Here is a 16501-nt window from a genome sequence, read left to right as displayed (position 1 = left end):
AGGCGGCCGAGGGTGAAGTCAACGGCCGTGACAGAAGTGGCGAGGCCCCGCCGCGTCCAAGTGGCTGCTTTCGTGGGGGCCTTACCCCTGCCCGGGGCGCGCCGCCATACTGTCCGTCGTGCGAGTGGCGATCATGACGGCGGGATCCCGGGGCGATGTGGCCCCCTTCACGGGGCTGGGCCATGCACTCGTGCGCGCGGGGCACGAGGTCACCCTGGTCACCCATGCGCGGTTCGCTCCGCTGGTGGCGGGATCGGGGGTGGGCTTCCACGCCCTGCCGGTGGACCCGCGGGCCGAGCTGGAGTCCGAGCGGGGCCGTGGGCTGCACCGCAGCGCGACCGGTCCGGGCAAGCTGCTGCGGGTGGCCCGGATGGCCCGGGCCCTGGTCGGACGGATGGCCGACGACCTGTTGGCCGCCGCCCGGACCGCTGACGTCCTGCTGCTGTCGGCCTCCGTGGCCCCGCTGGGCCACACCATCGCCGAGGGCCTCTCCTTGCCGAGCCTCGATCTCCACCTCCAACCCGTCGCCCCCACCAGGGAGTTCGCTCCGCCGTTGCTGGGCGGCGGTTCCTGGGGAGCGGCCGGCAACCGGCTCGCCGCGCGCGGCGTGGGGCTGGCCGTCGAGCGGGCCTTCGCCCCGGCCCTGCCGGCGCTGCGGACCCGGCTGGGACTGCCCCCCACACCTCGCTTCGGCGGCGCCCTGTCCGCCCGTCGGCGGGGCGGCCGACCCGTCCTGCACGGTTTCAGCCCGCTGGTGGTTCCCCGCCCCCGGGACTGGAGTGCGCAGCTGGACGTCACCGGATACTGGTGGCCCCACGACCGCGAGACGCAGCTGCCGGCCACGCTCCGCAGATTCCTGGACGCGGGGCCGCCGCCGGTCTTCGTCGGTCTGGGCAGCGCGACCGTGCCCGACCCCCGGCGGCTGAGCACCGAGATCGTCCGGGCCCTGCGGCTGGCGGGGCTGCGCGGCGTGATCCAGCGCGGCTGGGCCGGCCTCGCCGTCGACGGCGAGGACATGCTGACGGTGGACGAGGTGCCGCACTCACTGCTGTTCCCGGAGACGGCCGCGGTGGTCCACCACTGCGGGGCGGGCACGACGGCGGCCGGTGTACGCGCCGGAGTGCCGGCGGTGCCGGTGCCGATCCAGTTCGACGAGAGCTTCTGGGCCGGCCGCCTGGTCTCCCTCGGGGTGGCCCCGGCCTCGCTGCCGCTGCGCCGCCTGACCGCCGACGCCCTGGCCGACGCGCTGCTGCGGGCCACCGGAAAGGCCGAACACCGCGAGCGTTCCCGAGAGTTGGGGGCCCGGGTGCGTGCGGAGAACGGTGTGGAGCGGGTGGTGGAGGCGGTGGGGCGGCTGTCGTCCGCCCGGCCCGGCGGCGTCTAGGTCCGGCCATTCGTCCGGTTCAGGCCGGATCGGGGAGCCCGCGTGATCCGCACGGGGGGCTCTGGGAACCCGTGCGCTCCCAGCCCGCCGGCCGCAGGATTCCCAGGAGCTGCCGGACCAGTTCGTCGACCACCTCGTCCAGCGTCGCGTCCACCCACCCCGCGCTCCAGTCGTGCAGGAGACCGTTGACGCTGCCGATGAAGGCGGCGGCCGCCAGGCGGTAGTCGCGGCGGGCCGCCTCGCCGCGGTCGGCGGCCGCCGTCGCCTCGGCGCAGATCAGGTCGACCCAGCGGGCGCGGCGGGCCAGGCGCTGCTCCTCCAGGCGGGGACTCACCCCGACGATCTCGACGAAGGTGATGCGGATCCGGTGCGGGTCGCTGGTGACGTCGGCCGCGTAGGCGCGGAAGATCGCGGTGACGCGCTCGGCGAGCGGCAGGTCCTGCGTGCCGGCGAAGGCGGCCAGGACGGCCTCCTCGGCCCAGTCGTTGACCTGCAGGTGCAATTCCGCCAGGACGTCTTCGAGGGTGCGGAACTCCTCGTAGAACTGGCGGGTCGAGAGGCCGGCCGCCTCGCTGAGCGACGCGACCGTGGTGCCGCGGTAGCCCGGCGTGCCGCCGAACAGCCGCAGCGCCGCGTCCAGGAATCGTCCGCGCCGTTCGGCCTGCCGCTGCTCGGCGGTCTTGCCGCCGTACCGGCCGGTCGGCGCTCTGAGCCTGCCCGTCACTGGCCCTCCCTCGTGGTTCCCCTGCTCCCCCACCGCCAATTTTGTCGTGTACGGAGTCTTGTGGCGAAGGGCACCCCTTCCTTACTTTCCAGTAAGTCAACTCTGAACGCACCGGTGTTCAGATTCGGGCGGCCTTCCGCCCTGCCCCCACGCCTTCAGCCACCCAGAGGAGAGAGCAGCCATGCCTGCTGTCAGATCCAGGCACCTTTGCTCCGTAGCCGCCGCCCTCGTCCTGACCGTCACCGCCCCGGCCGCCGCCACCGCCGTCACCGCCGGCTCCGACGCCTCGACCCCCGCCGCCCTGCGCGAGGTGCTCTTCGTCGGCAACAACTGGGAAGGCACCGCGGACGTCATCAAGTCCAGCGGTGACTTCGCCGAAGTGGGCCGGATCAACGTGATCCCCGACAAGGACGCCCGGATGGCGGCGATCAACGCCGACCCGATCAAGTGGATCTACTTCCAGGCCATCCGCAACGGGGTCGGCGAGGGCCACGACCAGTTCGTCGACGACATGTACAGCACGCCGGACGGCGCGTCGGTGGTCGTCTCCCGGCCGAGCTTCGCCGACGTGGTCTCGATCGACCTGGCCACCGGAAACATCAACTGGCGTTTCCCCGTGTCCGGTTACCGCTCGGACCACATGGCCGTCTCCCCCGACGGCAAGCGGGTCGCGGTCTCCGCGTCGATCTCGAACACGGTGCACGTCCTGGACATCGTCACCGGCAAGCAGGTCGGCTCGTTCAAGACCGGCGACAAGCCGCACGAGAACATCTTCACCAAGGACGGCAAGTACATCTACAACATGTCGATCGGCGACGTGAACACCTCGTTCGACGCGCCCTGGCAGGACTTCACGAAGGGCGACCGGCGCATCACCGTCGTCGACGCGACCACGTACCAGCAGGTCAAGGTCATCGACATGCGGCAGCGGCTGGACGCGATCGGCCTGACGGACTACTCGGACGCCGTGCGCCCGGCGGTGTTCTCACCGGACGAGTCCAAGCTGTACTTCCAGGTCTCGTTCTTCAACGGCTTCTTCGAGTACGACCTCGCCACGGATCGGATCACCCGGACGAAGACCCTGCCGAAGAACGCGGCGACCAGCGACGACCGCACCACCTTCGTCAACGACTCGCGCCACCACGGCCTCTCCATGAGCCCCGACGGCGCCAAGCTGTGCGTCGCCGGCACGATGGACGACTACGCGACGGTCGTCAACCGCGCCACCCTCCAGGAGGGCCCGCTGGTCACCGCCTCCAAGCCGTACTGGGCCACGGTCAGCGGCGACGGCAGGAGCTGTGTCATCTCCGAGAGCGGCGCCGACCAGGTCACCGCGATCGACTTCGCCACCGGGCAGAAGATCCTCTCGGTGCCGGTGGGCGACCATCCGCAGCGCGTCCGGCTGGGCCACGTCGCCGCCGACTGGACCGGCGCCGGCAGCTGACGGTCCCTCAACCGGCCAGTTCCTCCACCGCCTCGATGACCGCGCCCGCTCCGTCCTCGGTCGCCGCGCGCTGCGCCGCGGCCGTGGCGCAGCGGGTGTGCGAGGGATCCCGTACGACGCGGTCGAGGGCGTCGGCGAGCATGCCGGCGGTGAGGGACCGGAAGGGAAGGGGCGCGGTGGCCGCGCCGAGTGCCGCCAGCCGCCCGGCCCAGAACGGCTGGTCCGCCGTCACCGGCACCGGGACCGCGGGCACCCCGCCGCCGCAGTCCCGCCGCCGCGGTGCCCGCTCCGGCGTGGTGGACCACCGCGGCCGTACGGGGGAACAGCAGCGCGTGGGGCACGTCCCCGACGGTGAGAGCACGTCGTCGCCGTCGGCGGCGAGCCCGGCGCTGCCGGTCTGCAGGATGCCGCGCAGCCCGGCCGCGCGCAGCGCCCGGTCAGGGTCGAGTCTCGACCCTGACGTGAGGGGAGGGTCAAACGGCGGCTATCCCACCTTCTGTGCCGTCCACGCCGACAGCTCGGTGCGGGCGGCGGCCAGCAGGCTCGCGGAGGGCTTGGTCGCGCCGTTGGTGACCAGTGCGTAGTGCACGGCGCCCTGGTCGGGTGCGCTGAGCAGGAGCCGCCGGCTGCCGGCGCCGCCCGGTTCGGCGGCCGCGGCGACCTTCGTGGTGCTCGTGTACGCCGGCGGGGCGTACACGGCGCCGAGGTCGGAGACGACCGTGGTGGCGGCGGTCGGGAAGGAGGCGGGCAGGTGCAGCTCGGTGGGGGCCGCGGCGCCGTTGGACCGCCACACCAGCAGCCCGTACTGGCCGGAGCCGACCAGTTGGGCGGTGTTGGGCAGGGAGCCGGGGACGGGGTTCCAGGTGAGCGTGGTGGATCCGTCGCGGGAGCGGTCCTCGTAGGTGAAGGCGAGGGTCGTGCCGGAGGTGGCGCTCGGGTAGACCCGGTCGAGGAGCCGGGCGTCCTGGCGGAGGGTCGCCGTACCGCCGTCGTCCATGCGCACCGCGGAGAGGTCCTCGTCGTTCCAGGCGTCGCCGGCGGTGAGCACCTTGTCGGCGTTGTCGTTCATCAGCTCGTGGTGGCGGCCGTGGTAGATGTCCCACTGCCACTGCGAGCCGGACAGGACCGGGCCGGAGGTGGCGGGGGCGGTCCACCAGTTCGCGCCCTTCACGCGGGAGTCGAGGGCCTGGTACATGGCCTTCAGGACGGTCGGCGCCTTGTCGGAGACCGTGCCGGCCAGCGGGTGGCCGAACTCGCTGACGATCGCCGTCGTCCCGGCGGCCGAGGCGCGGTCGCGGACGGTCGCGAAGTCGGTGACGTACTGGCCGTCCTGCGCCTTGCCCCACATCAGGATGCCGGAGATGGCCTTCTGGTCGTAGAAGTGGGTGTTGAAGACGTAGCGGGAGCCGAGCGCGCCCGCGTCGAGGAGGCCGCCCTCCTCCTTGCTGACGTTGCCGTTCCAGAAGAGGTTCGGCTCGACGAGGGCGGGCTTGTCCTGCCAGCCGGCCGCGTCCATCCGGGCCCGGAACCTCACGTAGAAGGGCCACAGCAGGTCGCGTTCCCAGGTGCGGCTGGTCTGGCCGGAGTCGTAGGCGCCGGCGTACGGCTCGTTGTACGGGTCGAAGCCGAGGACGCCCGCGAACTGCTCGGCGGTCAGGTTCTGCCGGAGGTACGTCATGGTCTTCTGGGCCATGGCGAGGAACGAGTCCTGGAGGCCGTGGGCGTTGTGCCAGAAGTCGTGCTGGGCGGCCTTCACCGCGCCGTTCTGGGTGATGTTCTGACCCCAGAGGAAGCAGATCCCGCAGGATTCGTCGGGGTAGTCGCCGAGGTCCACCGCCCAACGGGGGGCGCCGTCGCCCGTGTACCAGCTGTCCGGGTCGAACAGCCAGCGGGAGTACAGGTCCTGGTGGAAGTCCGGGTAGACCCGGATGCCCGCGTCGAGGAAGGCGCGGATCTGGTCGGTGGCGGCGGCCAGATACGCGGTGTCGACCTGGCCGCGCACCGGTTCGGCGTAGGCCCAGGAGAGCAGGAAGCGGACGGAGTTGCCGCCGCCGAGGGCGCGCAGGGCCGTCGCCGACTTCCTGGCGTCGGCGACCGAGGCGAAGGGCAGGCCCTTGTTCTCGGCGAGTTTGGTCTCGCCCGAGACGTTGTAGCCGCGCAGGACGACCTCGCGGCCGTTGCCGTCGACGAATCGGCCGCCCGACACGGTGAGCGCCGTGCCGTCGAAGGGGAGGGAGTCGGGGATCGTGGCGGCGGCGGTGGCGGTCGGGGAGCCCGCCACCGTCAGGTAGCCGCAGAGTCCGCAGAGGACAACCAGAACAGCGAGCAGACGTGCCCGAATATTCGGCATGTCCACTACAGTCCGGTGATTTCCGGACACCGTCAATACCTTCTGACCCCCGAGTAAGTTGCTGCTCCGTCAGCTCAGTTGGCGACCCGTCCCGCCACCCGCAACAGGTACTCCTTGCGGTTCAGCGGGTTGTTGTCGGTGCGCGGCCGCTCGGGGGGCGTGCCGTGGACCACGGGCGCGTAGTGGTCGAAGCCGCTCTCCCACTCCCCCTCGCCCCGGGTCAATCCGGGAACGCGCTGTTCGAGGCCGTGCACCCGGGCGGCCGGCACCGTTCCCTCCAGCACGCACCGCGCCCCCCTGGTGTCCGTGGTCCGGGGCACGGCGCGCTGCGCCGCGAGCACCGGCAGCAGCGCGCCCAGCGTGTCCGCCGGGGCCTCCACACGGAACCGGTGCATCGGCTCATGGACTCGCGTGCCGGCCCGGCGCAGCGCCTCGGTCAGCACCAGCGGGGTCAGGCCGCGGAAGTCGTACCCCGTGCTCGACATGCTCTTGTCGAAGCCCTGGTGGGCATGGCTCTGGCGGGGCCAGTAGCCGCAGTGGGTCATGGTGACGGCGCAGTCGGTCACCTGCCAGCCGTGCAGTCCCTGCCCGAGCGTCTCGCGGACGGTGTCCTCCACCGCCTTGAAGAACGCGTACGGCATGGCGCCCAGCTCCACCTCCAGGCCGAAGCGCACCCCGCTGCCCGGCTGGGTCGGGTCGACGCGCAGGCCGACGGTGGCGAGAAAGGGGTTCGCGTCCTTCCCGATGAACTCGGCGGCGGCTCCGGCGCCGGCCGGCCGCTCCACGCACAGGGGCGTCGTCTCACGGAAGGAGACCCGCAGGCCGTACTCGTCGGCGAGGGTGGCCTGGAGCACCTCCTTCTGCACCTCCCCGTACAGCGACACGGACGTCTCCTGCCGGACCTCGTCGTGGCGCAGGCCGATCAGCGGATCCTGCTCGGCGAGCCGGGTGAGGGCGAGGTGCAGGGAGCGCGGGTCGGTGTCCGGCCCCGGCACCACGACCGTCTCCAGGGTCGGCGGCGCGAAGAAACGCCGCCGCTCCTCGCGGGGCGCGCCGAGCCCGTCGCCGACGCGGATCCCGGCGAGGCCCCACAGCCGGGCGATCCGGCCCGCGGCCACCTCCTCGTCGCGTACGTCCGTGCCCTGCTCGAAGACGCTGATCGCGGTGACCTTGCCCTCGCCGCCACGGCCATGGCCGTCGCCGCCGAAGGGCACACGGTCGCGGACGCGCACCGCCCCGGAGAACAGGCGGGCGTAGGCGATCTTCTCGCCCGCCGGGCCCCGCTCCACCTTGAAGACCGTGCCGGAGAGCGGGGCCCGCGGGTCCCCGTCGGCGGGCGGCAGCAGCCCGGTGACGCCCTCGATCAGTTCGGGCACCCCGGCGCCGGTCATGGCGGAACCGAAGTAGACCGGGTGGACGAGAGCGCGGCGGGTCTGGGCGACGAGGGCCGCCCGTACGCGCTCGCGGGTGAGAGCGCCGTCCACGTACGCGGACAGCAGGGCGTCGTCGTGGTCCGCGAGGACGTCCACGGCGGTTTCGACGGCGGGCCGGACGGCGGTGAAGGCGGCCCCGGCCGTGCCGAGCCCCGTGACGGCGCCCATCGGGACGACCGGCGCCGACAGCCGCTCGGTCAGCTCCCGCAGGACGCCCCCGTCACGAGCGCCGCGCCGGTCGATCTTGTTGACGAAGACGAGGGTGGGGATGCGCAGCCGACGCAGGGTCCGCATCAGGATCCTGGTCTGCGCCTGCACTCCCTCGACGGCCGAGACGACGAGCACCGCCCCGTCGAGCACGCCGAGCACCCGCTCCACCTCCGCGATGAAGTCCGGGTGACCGGGGGTGTCGATCAGGTTGACGGTGGCGTCGCCGACCCGGAAGGAGACGACGGCCGACTTGATGGTGATGCCGCGCTGCCGTTCCAGCGCCAGGGTGTCGGTCCGCGTGCTGCCGGCGTCGACGCTGCCGATCTCGTCGATCACTCCGACGGAGTGCAGCAGCCGCTCCGTGAGGCTGGTCTTACCGGCGTCGACGTGGGCGAGGATCCCGAGGTTGAGCACGTGCACGAAGTGTCATGTCCTTTGGAATGGGGGGCGTTCCTTCCTGCTGGGTGGACATGAACGAAGTGCGCATCGGTGCTCCCGGATCCTCGGGCGAGTGGTCATCCGCAGTGCAGCAGACCGGCGCGCGCGGCCGCAACGGATTAACGTGCGGACATGCGCGACATTCTCCCGGCGCTGAACGGGTGGTACACCGCCGGTGTGCCGTTCGGGCTCGCCACCGTGGTCGCCGTCAGCCGCAGCGCCCCGCGCGAGCCGGGCGCGGCGATGGCGGTGGGGCCCGACGACGAGGTGGTGGGCAGCGTGTCCGGGGGCTGTGTGGAGGGCGCGGTGTTCGAGCTGGCCAAGGAGGTCGTGGCCGACGGGGCGGCCCGTCTGGAGACCTTCGGGTACAGCGACGAGGACGCGTTCGCCGTCGGGCTGACCTGCGGCGGCGAGATCACGTTGCTGGTGCGTGCCGTCTCGCCCGGCCTCGACCCGACGTTCGGCGCCGTGGCGGAGTCGGTGGCCGCGGGCGAGCCGGTGACCGTGGCCACGGTCGTCGACGGTCCCGCGCCCCGCGGGGCGTCCCTCGCCGTCTGGCCGGACCGGACCTCCGGCAGCCTGGGCACCGACGGGCTGGACGCGGCCGTCACGGCCGACGCACGCGGCGAGCTCGCCCAGGGCGCCACCGCGATGCGCCACTACGGGCCGCGCGGTCAGCGCCGGGAGGACGCCGTCCCGGTGTTCCTGCACTCCTTCGCGCCGCCGCCGCGCATGCTGGTGTTCGGCGCCATCGACTACGCGGCCGCCGTGGCCCGGATCGGGGACTTCCTCGGCTACCGGGTCACGGTGTGCGACGCCCGCCCGGTGTTCGCCACGCCCAAGCGCTTCCCGCCTGGCGTCGAGGTGGTCGTGGAGTGGCCGCACCGGTACCTGCGCGGCACGGACACCGACGCGCGCACGGTGATCTGCGTCCTGACCCACGACCCGAAGTTCGACGTCCCGCTGCTGGAGGCGGCGCTGCGGCGGCCCGCCGCGTACGTCGGGGCGATGGGCAGTCGCCGTACGCACGACGAACGCCGTGCCCGGCTCGTGGAGGCCGGGCTCACCGAGCGCGAACTGTCCCGGCTGCGCTCACCGGTCGGGCTGGACCTGGGGGCCCGTACGCCCGAGGAGGTGGCCGTGTCCGTGGCCGCCGAGATCGTCGCCCTGCGCTGGGGCGGCAGCGGCGCTCCCCTGACCTCGACGACGGGACCCGTGCATCGCTGAGGCCCGCCGGGTCAGGCCGCGTCCGCCCGGTGGTCCGCGACGACCTGTTCCAGGTGGTGCAGGGCGGCGGTGGTCCTGGCGGGGTGGTCGCGGAAGAACGGGTCCTCCGGCACCGGCAGCGACCCGGCCAGCGCCCAGCCCCGGGCCCGCGCCCAGGTGGCGTCGTCGGCGCCCACCGCCTCGCGGAACACCGCACGCGCCCGGGCGGGCAGGAACTTCCACGCGAGCTGCAGGTCCACCGCCGGGTCGGCCACGGCCAGGGTGCCGAAGTCGATGACCGCGGCGAGCCGTCCCTCGCGCAGCAGCAGGTTGCCCGCGTCGAGGTCGCCGTGGATCCACACGGGCGGCCTGTCCCAGGCCGGCGCGGCGAGTGCCGCCTCCCACACCTGTGTGAGGGCGTCGGCGTCGACCAGGCCGCTCTGCCTCAGCGCCGCGATCTTGGGCCGCACCCGGTCCTCGTGGGCGATCGAGTCACGGTCGTCGCCGAGGGGCACGCCACGGAAGGCGTTGCTCTGCTGCGGGCCGGGGCCTCCGGCGGGATCGGCGGCCTGCAGGGCGGTGAGGAATCCGGCCAGGTCGAGCGCGGTGCGCACCGGGTCGGCGACCGCCTCGGTGGTGGCCGTCTCCCCCTCCAGCCAGCGGTACACCGACCACGGATGGGGGTAGCCCTCGCCCGGCGCGCCCTGGGCGACCGGCTCCGGGACGGGCAGCGGAAGCAGGGGCGCCAGGCGCGGCAGCCAGCGCTGCTCCCGGGCGACCTGGCCGGTCCAGTGCGCGTGGCGCGGGAGACGTACGGACAGTTCGTCGCCGAGGCGGAAGGTGGCGTTGTCCATGCCGGACTTCGGCACGGGGGTGACGGGAAGGCGGGCCCAGTGCGGGAACTGCGCGCTCAGCAGACGGTGTACGAGCGTGGCGTCGATCAGCACGTTCCCATGTCACCGCGTGCCAGTGGCAAGGTCCATCGATTTTTCGTGTGTGGAACGCCCAGGGACGGGTAGGCGCCCCACACGGACAGAGACGCACGTCCTCTGCCCTTCGTCTCACGAAGGAAGGAGGTCCGTTGAGGCAACGCACACTCGCAAGTACCGGGCCGCCCCCGAGCCCTTTGCCCGGGAGCGGCCCGGCCCTTTGCCCGCCGTGCTCCCCACCTCCACCCCGGTGAACCGGCGTTTCAGCGCGGTGGCAGCCGGTGCAGGACGACGTCCGTGAGGCGGCCGCCGGCCGCAGAGGCGGTCAGGTACGTGCAGTACGGCTGACGACGGCGGTCGGTCGGCGAGCCCGGGTTGAGCAGTCGCAGTCCGCCGGGGGCCGTGGTGTCCCAGGGAATGTGGCTGTGGCCGAACACCAGGACGTCGAGGTCGGGGAACCGGGCGGCGCAGCGGGCCTCGCGACCCTGGGCGGGGCCGGTCTCGTGGACGACGCCGAACCGCACTCCGCCGAGTTCGGCGCGGGCGACCTCGGGCAGCCGGGCGCGCAGGTCAGGCCCGTCGTTGTTGCCGTACACGCCGAGGACCGCGCGGCTGCGGCGCTCCAGCAGGTCGAGGGTGGCGGTGTCGACCCAGTCCCCCGCGTGGATCACCACGTCCGCCCGCGCGAGCTCGTCCAGCAGTGCGGCGGGGAGCGCCTTGGCACGCTTGGGGAGGTGGGTGTCGGACATCAGCAGCAGGCGCACGCCGTCAGCATACGAAAACCGTGACCGGGACGAATCAGGACAGGTGCGGCGTCGGCGACGGAGTTAGCATCGGGCCACGCGCACCCGCCGTCCCGCGCGCGGCAGAGCGATTCAGCAAGGGGGCCAGGAGCCCGATGCCGGTCAAGGTCAGCGTCATCGTCCCCGTGTACAACACCGGTCCCCGGATCGAGGACTGCGTCGCCTCGCTGCTCGGCCAGTCGCTCCCGCCGGACGAGTACGAGGTGATCTTCGTCGACGACGGCTCCACCGACGACACCCCGGCCCGGCTCGACGCGCTCGCCGCGCAGGACCCCCGGGTCCACGTCGTCCACCAGGAGAACTCCGGCTGGCCGGGCAGGCCCCGCAACGTCGGCATCGACGCCGCCCGGGGCGAGTACGTCATGTTCGTCGACGACGACGACCGTCTCGGCGACGAGGCCCTGGAGCGGATGTACGCCTACGGAACGGCGAACGACGCGGACGTCGTCGTCGGCAAGATGGCCGGGCAGGGACGGGCGGTGCCGGTGGAGCTGTTCCGCACGAACCGCCCGCACGCCACCGTCGCGAACGCGCCGCTCATCGACAGCCTCACCCCGCACAAGATGGTCCGCCGGGCGTTTCTGGAGCGCACCGGGCTGCGCTTTCCCGAGGGGCGCCGCCGCCTGGAGGACCATGTCTTCGTCACCGAGGCCTATCTGCGCGCGGGCAACGTCTGCGTGCTGGGCGACTACGTCTGCTACTACCACGTCCGGCGGGACGACGACGCGAACGTGAGCCTGCAGCGGTTCGACCCGGCGGGGTACTTCAAGAACCTCCGGGAGGCCCTCGACGTCGTCGAGCGGTACACCGACCCGGGTCCGCTGCGCGACAGCCTGTTCCGGCGCTGGCTGCGCGTGGAGATGGTCGAGCGGCTGCGCGGCCGGCGCTTCCTGAGCCTGTCGGAGGAGTACCGCAGGGAGCTGTTCACGGAGATCCACGGGGTCGTCGTCGAGCGGTTCGGGCCGGGGGTCGCGGCGCCGTTGCAGCCGGCCCAGCGGGTGGTCGCCGCGCTGGCCGCCGAGGGACGCTACGACGACGTCGTCGCGCTCGCGCAGTGGGAGACGGGGGTCGGGCTCGCCGTGGAGCCGCGGGACGTGACGTGGCGGGACGGCACGCTGCGGATCGCCTTCACCGCCGAACTGACCCACGACGGCGAACCGATGGGCTTCCCCTCGGCGGCCGGCTCGGCGCAGTGGCCGCCGCGGGACGTCGCCGAGGCGGTGCGGTGGCTGGGCGCGGACACGGTGAGCCGGTTCGAGCGGGCCGCGCCCGACCTGCTGCTGCGGGAGCGGACCAGCTCTGCGCAGTACTTCCAGCCCGTGGAGGCGGTCCGGGAGACGGTGCCGGTCAGCGACGGCGCCGGGGTGCGGCTCGTCCTGCGGGCCACCGCCGTCCTCGACCCGGCCACCGCGGTCAGCGGCAGCGCGCCCGGCGAGGGCCTGTGGGACGTGTGGGTGCGCGTGCGCCTGGGCGGCTGGACGAAGGAGCTGCGGCTGGGCCCGGCGCCCCGCCACGGCCGCCCCGCCCCGCCCGCCGGGGTCGTCGCGGGCCGCGTGGTGCTTCCGTACTGGACGGACCGGTACGCGAGCCTCGCGCTGGACGTCGGCCACGCGACGCAGCGGCTCGGCCTGGGGCGGGTGTCGGCCGGGGACGTGACCGTCACCGAGGACCGGCTCCACGTGACCCTTCCCCTGCATGTGCCGCAGACCGCCGATCTGCTGCTGCGGCTGACGGACACGAGGTACGGCGGCACACGCGAGGTCTTCGGGACGCTCTCGCCGGGCGGGCGGCTGACGGCCGTCCTGCCGGCCGGCGACCTGACGGGGCGGACCTGGCTGACGACGGTGTGCCTGACCCCCGGCACGGAGGGGGCGCGCTTCCACGAGCTGCCCTTCGCCCTGCACGTCGGGCCGGACGGTGTTCTCGTGGTGCCGTCACCCCAGCCGGGCGGTGCACGGCGACTGGCCCGCAGGGTGCGCCGCGCGCTGTACCGGGCGCTCGGCAGGGCCACGGCACGAAGGAGGTAGGCGCGACCGGGACCGCCGGCCGTGGTCGGCGGGGCGGCGCGCGGGCAGCCGGCTCAGGGTTAGGACGCCCGGCGCTGCCGCTCGGGGGGGTCCGACCGGTGGCGGTGCCGCCGGTACCGGGCGACGGTCTCGGCGAGGCCGCTCGTGAAGTCGCGCCGGCGCCGGCGGCCGAGAGCCACGCCGCGCTCCCGCGCGACCAACCGGTGGGCGGCGCCTCCGCCGGGCCGCAGTCCCGGGGGCGCCGGGGCGCGCTCACCGGACCGCGCTCATCCGGCACCGGTCCGCGGTGAGCGGTGGAACGCGCGGGGACCGGGCCGGAGGTCTCCGGCCCGGTCCCTGTCGTCGGCCCGCGCTCGCCCGTTCGTCGTCGGCCCGCGCTCGCCCGTTCGCCCGTTCGTCGGACGCCGGTCAGTCCTCGCCCCTGACGATGTTCCAGTCCGGGCCGGACCGCTTCCCGGGCGCCGCCACCGCCGGCAGGCAGGTGCGCGGCGCCGCCGGGGCCCGGCGCAGACGGCGGGCTCTGGCCCATCCCGTCTCGGGTCGGCGGGTCGCGGGTTTCTCCTCGGTCTGCGCGGTCACGACGGTTCAACACCCTTCTGTTTCCTTCTGCGCCCTGCCGGCGGCAGAGCGTGGGGGCGGCTCAGCCGGAACCCGGGCCGCCGCTGCCGAACGAGCCGCCGGAGCCCTGCTCCCAGCGGGGACGCTGCTGGTCGGCGCTGTCCCGGCCGCCGGTGGGCCGCAGCTCGTGGGGCGTGAGACGTTCGCTGTCGTCCGTCGCCCGCGGCATCTCGTTCGGTTCGCGTGTCCGGCTCTCGTGAGCCCGGCCGGACGCGGGCATGCGTGGCTGTTCGTGCGGCTTCGGCGGCGCGGGCTCCCGGCTGCGGACCTTGATGCCGAGCCGGAAGGCCCAGATCAGGCCGCCCACGAGCACGATCCCGACGACGATGAAGGCGACGGCGGCCAGCACGGACTTTCCGGATGCCGCGAGGTAGGCGGAGGCGAAGGTGTCCATGGACGGCGGGTACCCTGCCCGCGCCCCCGGACACCTCGCGGCCCGGCGGCTCAGCCCGGCAGCACCAGGTCGCTCCACACCTGCTTGCCGCCGCTGACCGGCACGGTCCCCCACGCGTCGGACATGGCCTCGACCAGGAGGATGCCGCGCCCGCCGGTGGCCTCCCAGCCCAGGTTCGTCGGCTTGACGGGGGTGCGGGCCGAGGCGTCGGTCACGGCGACGCGCAGCCGGCGGTCGATCAGGGTGAGGTCGAGGCGGACCGGGCCGCCGGTGTGCACCAGGGCGTTGGTGACCAGCTCGGAGACGACGAGCAGGGCGGCGTCCATCCCGGCGTCGGTGACGCCCCAGGCGCGCAGGGTGCGCCGGGTGAAGCGGCGGGCGTGCCGGGCGGCCTCGGGCACGCGCCACACCGTCCAGCCCTCGCGCAGGGGTTTGACGGCCATGCCGTCGTAGCGCATGAGGAGCAGCGCGACGTCGTCGCCGCGGTGGGCGCCGCCGAGCAGCGCGTCGGCGACGAGGCCGAGGTGGGCGGGGTCGGAGACGGACAGACCGTGGGCGAGCCGTTGCAGGCCGGTGTCGATGTCCAGGTCGGCGGACTCCACGAGGCCGTCCGTGGTCAGGGCGAGGACGGCGCCGGGCGACAGCCGCAGCGGGGTCATCGGGAACTCGGCCCGTGCCAGGACGCCGAGGGGCGGTCCCCCGTCGGTCTCGACGATGTCGGCGGAGCCGTCCGCGTGGCGCAGCACGGGCGGCGGGTGGCCGGCCCGGACGCACCAGGCGGTGCCGTCCTCCATGCCGACGTCGACGTAGCAGCAGGTGACGAAGAGGTCGGTCTCCAGTTCCAGCAGGAGCCGGTTGGCGTGCGCCACGACCACGTCCGGCGGGTGGCCCTCGGCCGCGTAGGCGCGCAGCGCCGTGCGCATCTGCCCCATCAGGGTGGCGGCGGCCGCGCTGTGTCCCTGGACGTCGCCGATGACGAGGGCAACGTGGTGGTCGGGCAGCGGAATGACGTCGTACCAGTCACCGCCGAGCTCGAGGCCCGCGGTGGCGGGCAGATAGCGCGCGACGGCGACCCCGCCCGGAAGCACGGGCAGCCGGCGCGGAAGCAGCTGGCGCTGGAGCATGCCGACGAGTTCGTGCTCGGCGTCGAAGGCGTGGGCCCGGGTCAGGGCCTCGCCCGCGAGGCCGGCGGAGGCGGTGAGCAGGGCGCGCTCGTCGGGTCCGAAGTGGTGGGGCTCGTCCCACCCGATCAGGCAGGCGCCGGCCATACGGCCCCCGGCGGACAGCGGCAGGACGGCGAGGCCGCCCGGGCCCACCTCGGCGAGGGCCGGTTCCAGGGGGGTGCCGGCGGGCCAGATCCGGGCGCGGCCCTCCCGCAGGGCGGCCGCGAGGGTGGGCATGGTCCGCACGGGCGCGTCGGGCCACTCGGAGCGCCATTCCAGCTGCCACAGCTGCGGCCAGAACTCGGGTTCGGGCGGGTCGAGGACGGTGACGACGAGCCGCTCGTTCTCCAGTTCGGCGAGCGCGATCCGGTCGGCCCGCAGCGGCTTGCGCAGGGCGGCGACGACGGCCTGGCTGACGTCGCGGACGGTCCCCGCGGTGGCGAGCGCGGCGGCCAGCCGCTGGACGCGGGCCACGTCGGTGACCTCGTCCCGCAGGGTGGAGGCGTCGGCGACGGTGCCGACCAGCCGCGCCGGGCGGCCGTCGCCGCCGGGCAGCAGCCGGCCGCGCAGCCTGAGCCACTTCGGCGGCCCGGAGGGCTGGAGCACGCGGAACTCCAGTTCGCGCTCGCCGATCGACATGTGGTCGGCCTCGACGACGGACATCAGCGAGGGCAGGTCCTCCGGGACGGCGCGCCCGAGGAGGGTCTCCACCCGGCCGTCGAAGTCGGCGCGGGCCATCCGGAACAGCTCCAGGATCTCGTCGCCGACGTCGACCCGGCCGGTGTCCATGGCCAGGCTGAAGTCGCCCGCGCGCAGTGCCTCGCCCTCGACAGGGGCGGCGGGGGCCGGAAAGGCGACGGCCTCGGCGACGAGTTCCAGGCAGGCGCGGTCGTCGGCGTCGAAGCCGCCGGGCCGCTCGCCGAGGGCGAGCAGACAGCCACCGCCGCGCACGGGCAGGGCGGCCAGATGGACGTCCCGGGCGGGCATCCGCCGCGCCTCCGGGCAGGCGGCGAGCTCCGCCGGGCCGAGCCACACCGGCCGGCCGGTGCGGTGGGCGTCCGCGGCGGGCGAGCGGCCGTCCAGCGGGTAGCTCTCGAGCAGCCCGTACAGGGTGCGCGGGACGCCGGCCGACTGGGCCAGCCGGAGCAGGTCGCCGTCCTCGTCCGTCGTGTAGACGGCGGCGAGCGCCGCGCCGGCGAACACCAGGGCCTGTTCCAGGGTGCGGCGCACCCGCTCGGGCGAGACGGGACCGGCGGTGATCGTCTTGAGGGCGATTTCGGCACGCGAAGGCCCCGTTCTGCGCTCCGCGGCACCCTCACTGACCACGTCCGCAATTAGAGCGCCATCGGGGTCCGCGCGCAGCCCCTGAGGCCGTTTC

At 73.9% G+C, this 16501-nt stretch carries 12 protein-coding genes and 1 pseudogene; 4 read left to right on the top strand and 9 right to left on the bottom strand.

Annotated elements, in window-relative coordinates; all coding sequences use genetic code 11:
* Nucleotides 1-133 precede the first annotated feature (133 nt).
* Nucleotides 134-1384 carry a glycosyltransferase gene (locus tag ACZ7DE_RS10230; protein WP_470760077.1) on the top strand — a complete coding sequence of 417 codons (1251 nt, stop codon included), beginning with the start codon at nucleotides 134-136 and terminating at the stop codon, nucleotides 1382-1384.
* Nucleotides 1385-1403: 19 nt separating this feature from the next.
* Here the strand turns inward: ACZ7DE_RS10230 and ACZ7DE_RS10225 are convergent, their stop codons facing one another.
* Complete coding sequence (locus ACZ7DE_RS10225; RefSeq protein WP_470759333.1) at nucleotides 1404-2108, bottom strand: TetR/AcrR family transcriptional regulator; 705 nt, start codon at nucleotides 2106-2108, stop codon at nucleotides 1404-1406.
* A gap of 181 nt (nucleotides 2109-2289) precedes the next feature.
* On the opposite strand from ACZ7DE_RS10225, the gene ACZ7DE_RS10220 reads away from it, so the two are divergent.
* A complete protein-coding gene (locus tag ACZ7DE_RS10220; protein ID WP_470759331.1) occupies nucleotides 2290-3552 on the top strand; it encodes a YncE family protein in 1263 nt (420 codons plus the stop codon).
* A gap of 7 nt (nucleotides 3553-3559) precedes the next feature.
* On the opposite strand, the pseudogene ACZ7DE_RS10215 reads toward ACZ7DE_RS10220, so the two are convergent.
* From ACZ7DE_RS10215 to ACZ7DE_RS10205, 3 genes and pseudogenes are all read right to left on the bottom strand, one after another.
* A pseudogene (locus tag ACZ7DE_RS10215) lies at nucleotides 3560-3988 on the bottom strand (glycosyltransferase); the annotation flags it as partial.
* A 48-nt stretch (nucleotides 3989-4036) separates the two neighbouring features.
* The gene (locus tag ACZ7DE_RS10210) at nucleotides 4037-5902 is read right to left on the bottom strand and encodes a cellulase family glycosylhydrolase (protein ID WP_470759329.1); all 1866 of its coding nucleotides are present in this window, start codon (nucleotides 5900-5902) and stop codon (nucleotides 4037-4039) included.
* Nucleotides 5903-5976: 74 nt separating this feature from the next.
* Entirely contained in the window at nucleotides 5977-7965 is a 1989-nt protein-coding gene (locus ACZ7DE_RS10205) for a GTP-binding protein (protein WP_470759327.1), read from the bottom strand.
* Nucleotides 7966-8115: 150 nt separating this feature from the next.
* Here ACZ7DE_RS10205 and ACZ7DE_RS10200 point away from each other — a divergent pair, with 150 nt between their 5' ends.
* Nucleotides 8116-9210 carry an XdhC family protein gene (locus tag ACZ7DE_RS10200; protein ID WP_470759325.1) on the top strand — a complete coding sequence of 365 codons (1095 nt, stop codon included), beginning with the start codon at nucleotides 8116-8118 and terminating at the stop codon, nucleotides 9208-9210.
* Between the two features lie 11 nt (nucleotides 9211-9221).
* On the opposite strand, the gene ACZ7DE_RS10195 is transcribed toward ACZ7DE_RS10200, so the two are convergent.
* Both ACZ7DE_RS10195 and ACZ7DE_RS10190 read right to left on the bottom strand, forming a co-directional pair.
* Nucleotides 9222-10136 carry an aminoglycoside phosphotransferase family protein gene (locus ACZ7DE_RS10195; protein ID WP_470759323.1) on the bottom strand — a complete coding sequence of 305 codons (915 nt, stop codon included), beginning with the start codon at nucleotides 10134-10136 and terminating at the stop codon, nucleotides 9222-9224.
* A 245-nt stretch (nucleotides 10137-10381) separates the two neighbouring features.
* Entirely contained in the window at nucleotides 10382-10882 is a 501-nt protein-coding gene (locus tag ACZ7DE_RS10190; RefSeq protein ID WP_470759321.1) for a metallophosphoesterase family protein, read from the bottom strand.
* 134 nt (nucleotides 10883-11016) lie between these two features.
* On the opposite strand from ACZ7DE_RS10190, the gene ACZ7DE_RS10185 reads away from it, so the two are divergent.
* Complete coding sequence (locus ACZ7DE_RS10185) at nucleotides 11017-12948, top strand: glycosyltransferase family 2 protein (protein WP_470759319.1); 1932 nt, start codon at nucleotides 11017-11019, stop codon at nucleotides 12946-12948.
* Between the two features lie 408 nt (nucleotides 12949-13356).
* Here the strand turns inward: ACZ7DE_RS10185 and ACZ7DE_RS10180 are convergent, their stop codons facing one another.
* The 3 genes from ACZ7DE_RS10180 to ACZ7DE_RS10170 form a co-directional block, all read right to left on the bottom strand.
* A complete protein-coding gene (locus ACZ7DE_RS10180; protein ID WP_470759317.1) occupies nucleotides 13357-13527 on the bottom strand; it encodes a hypothetical protein in 171 nt (56 codons plus the stop codon).
* A 61-nt stretch (nucleotides 13528-13588) separates the two neighbouring features.
* Entirely contained in the window at nucleotides 13589-13960 is a 372-nt protein-coding gene (locus ACZ7DE_RS10175; RefSeq protein WP_470759315.1) for a DUF6479 family protein, read from the bottom strand.
* A gap of 50 nt (nucleotides 13961-14010) precedes the next feature.
* Nucleotides 14011-16449, bottom strand: coding sequence for a SpoIIE family protein phosphatase (locus ACZ7DE_RS10170; RefSeq protein ID WP_470759313.1), 2439 nt, complete (start codon nucleotides 16447-16449; stop codon nucleotides 14011-14013).
* Nucleotides 16450-16501 lie beyond the last annotated feature (52 nt).

The organism is Streptomyces sp. NPDC037083 (assembly GCF_055606485.1).
The sequence above is the reverse complement of the archived record's forward strand: the minus strand, read 5'-3'. Positions and strand labels throughout refer to the sequence as shown.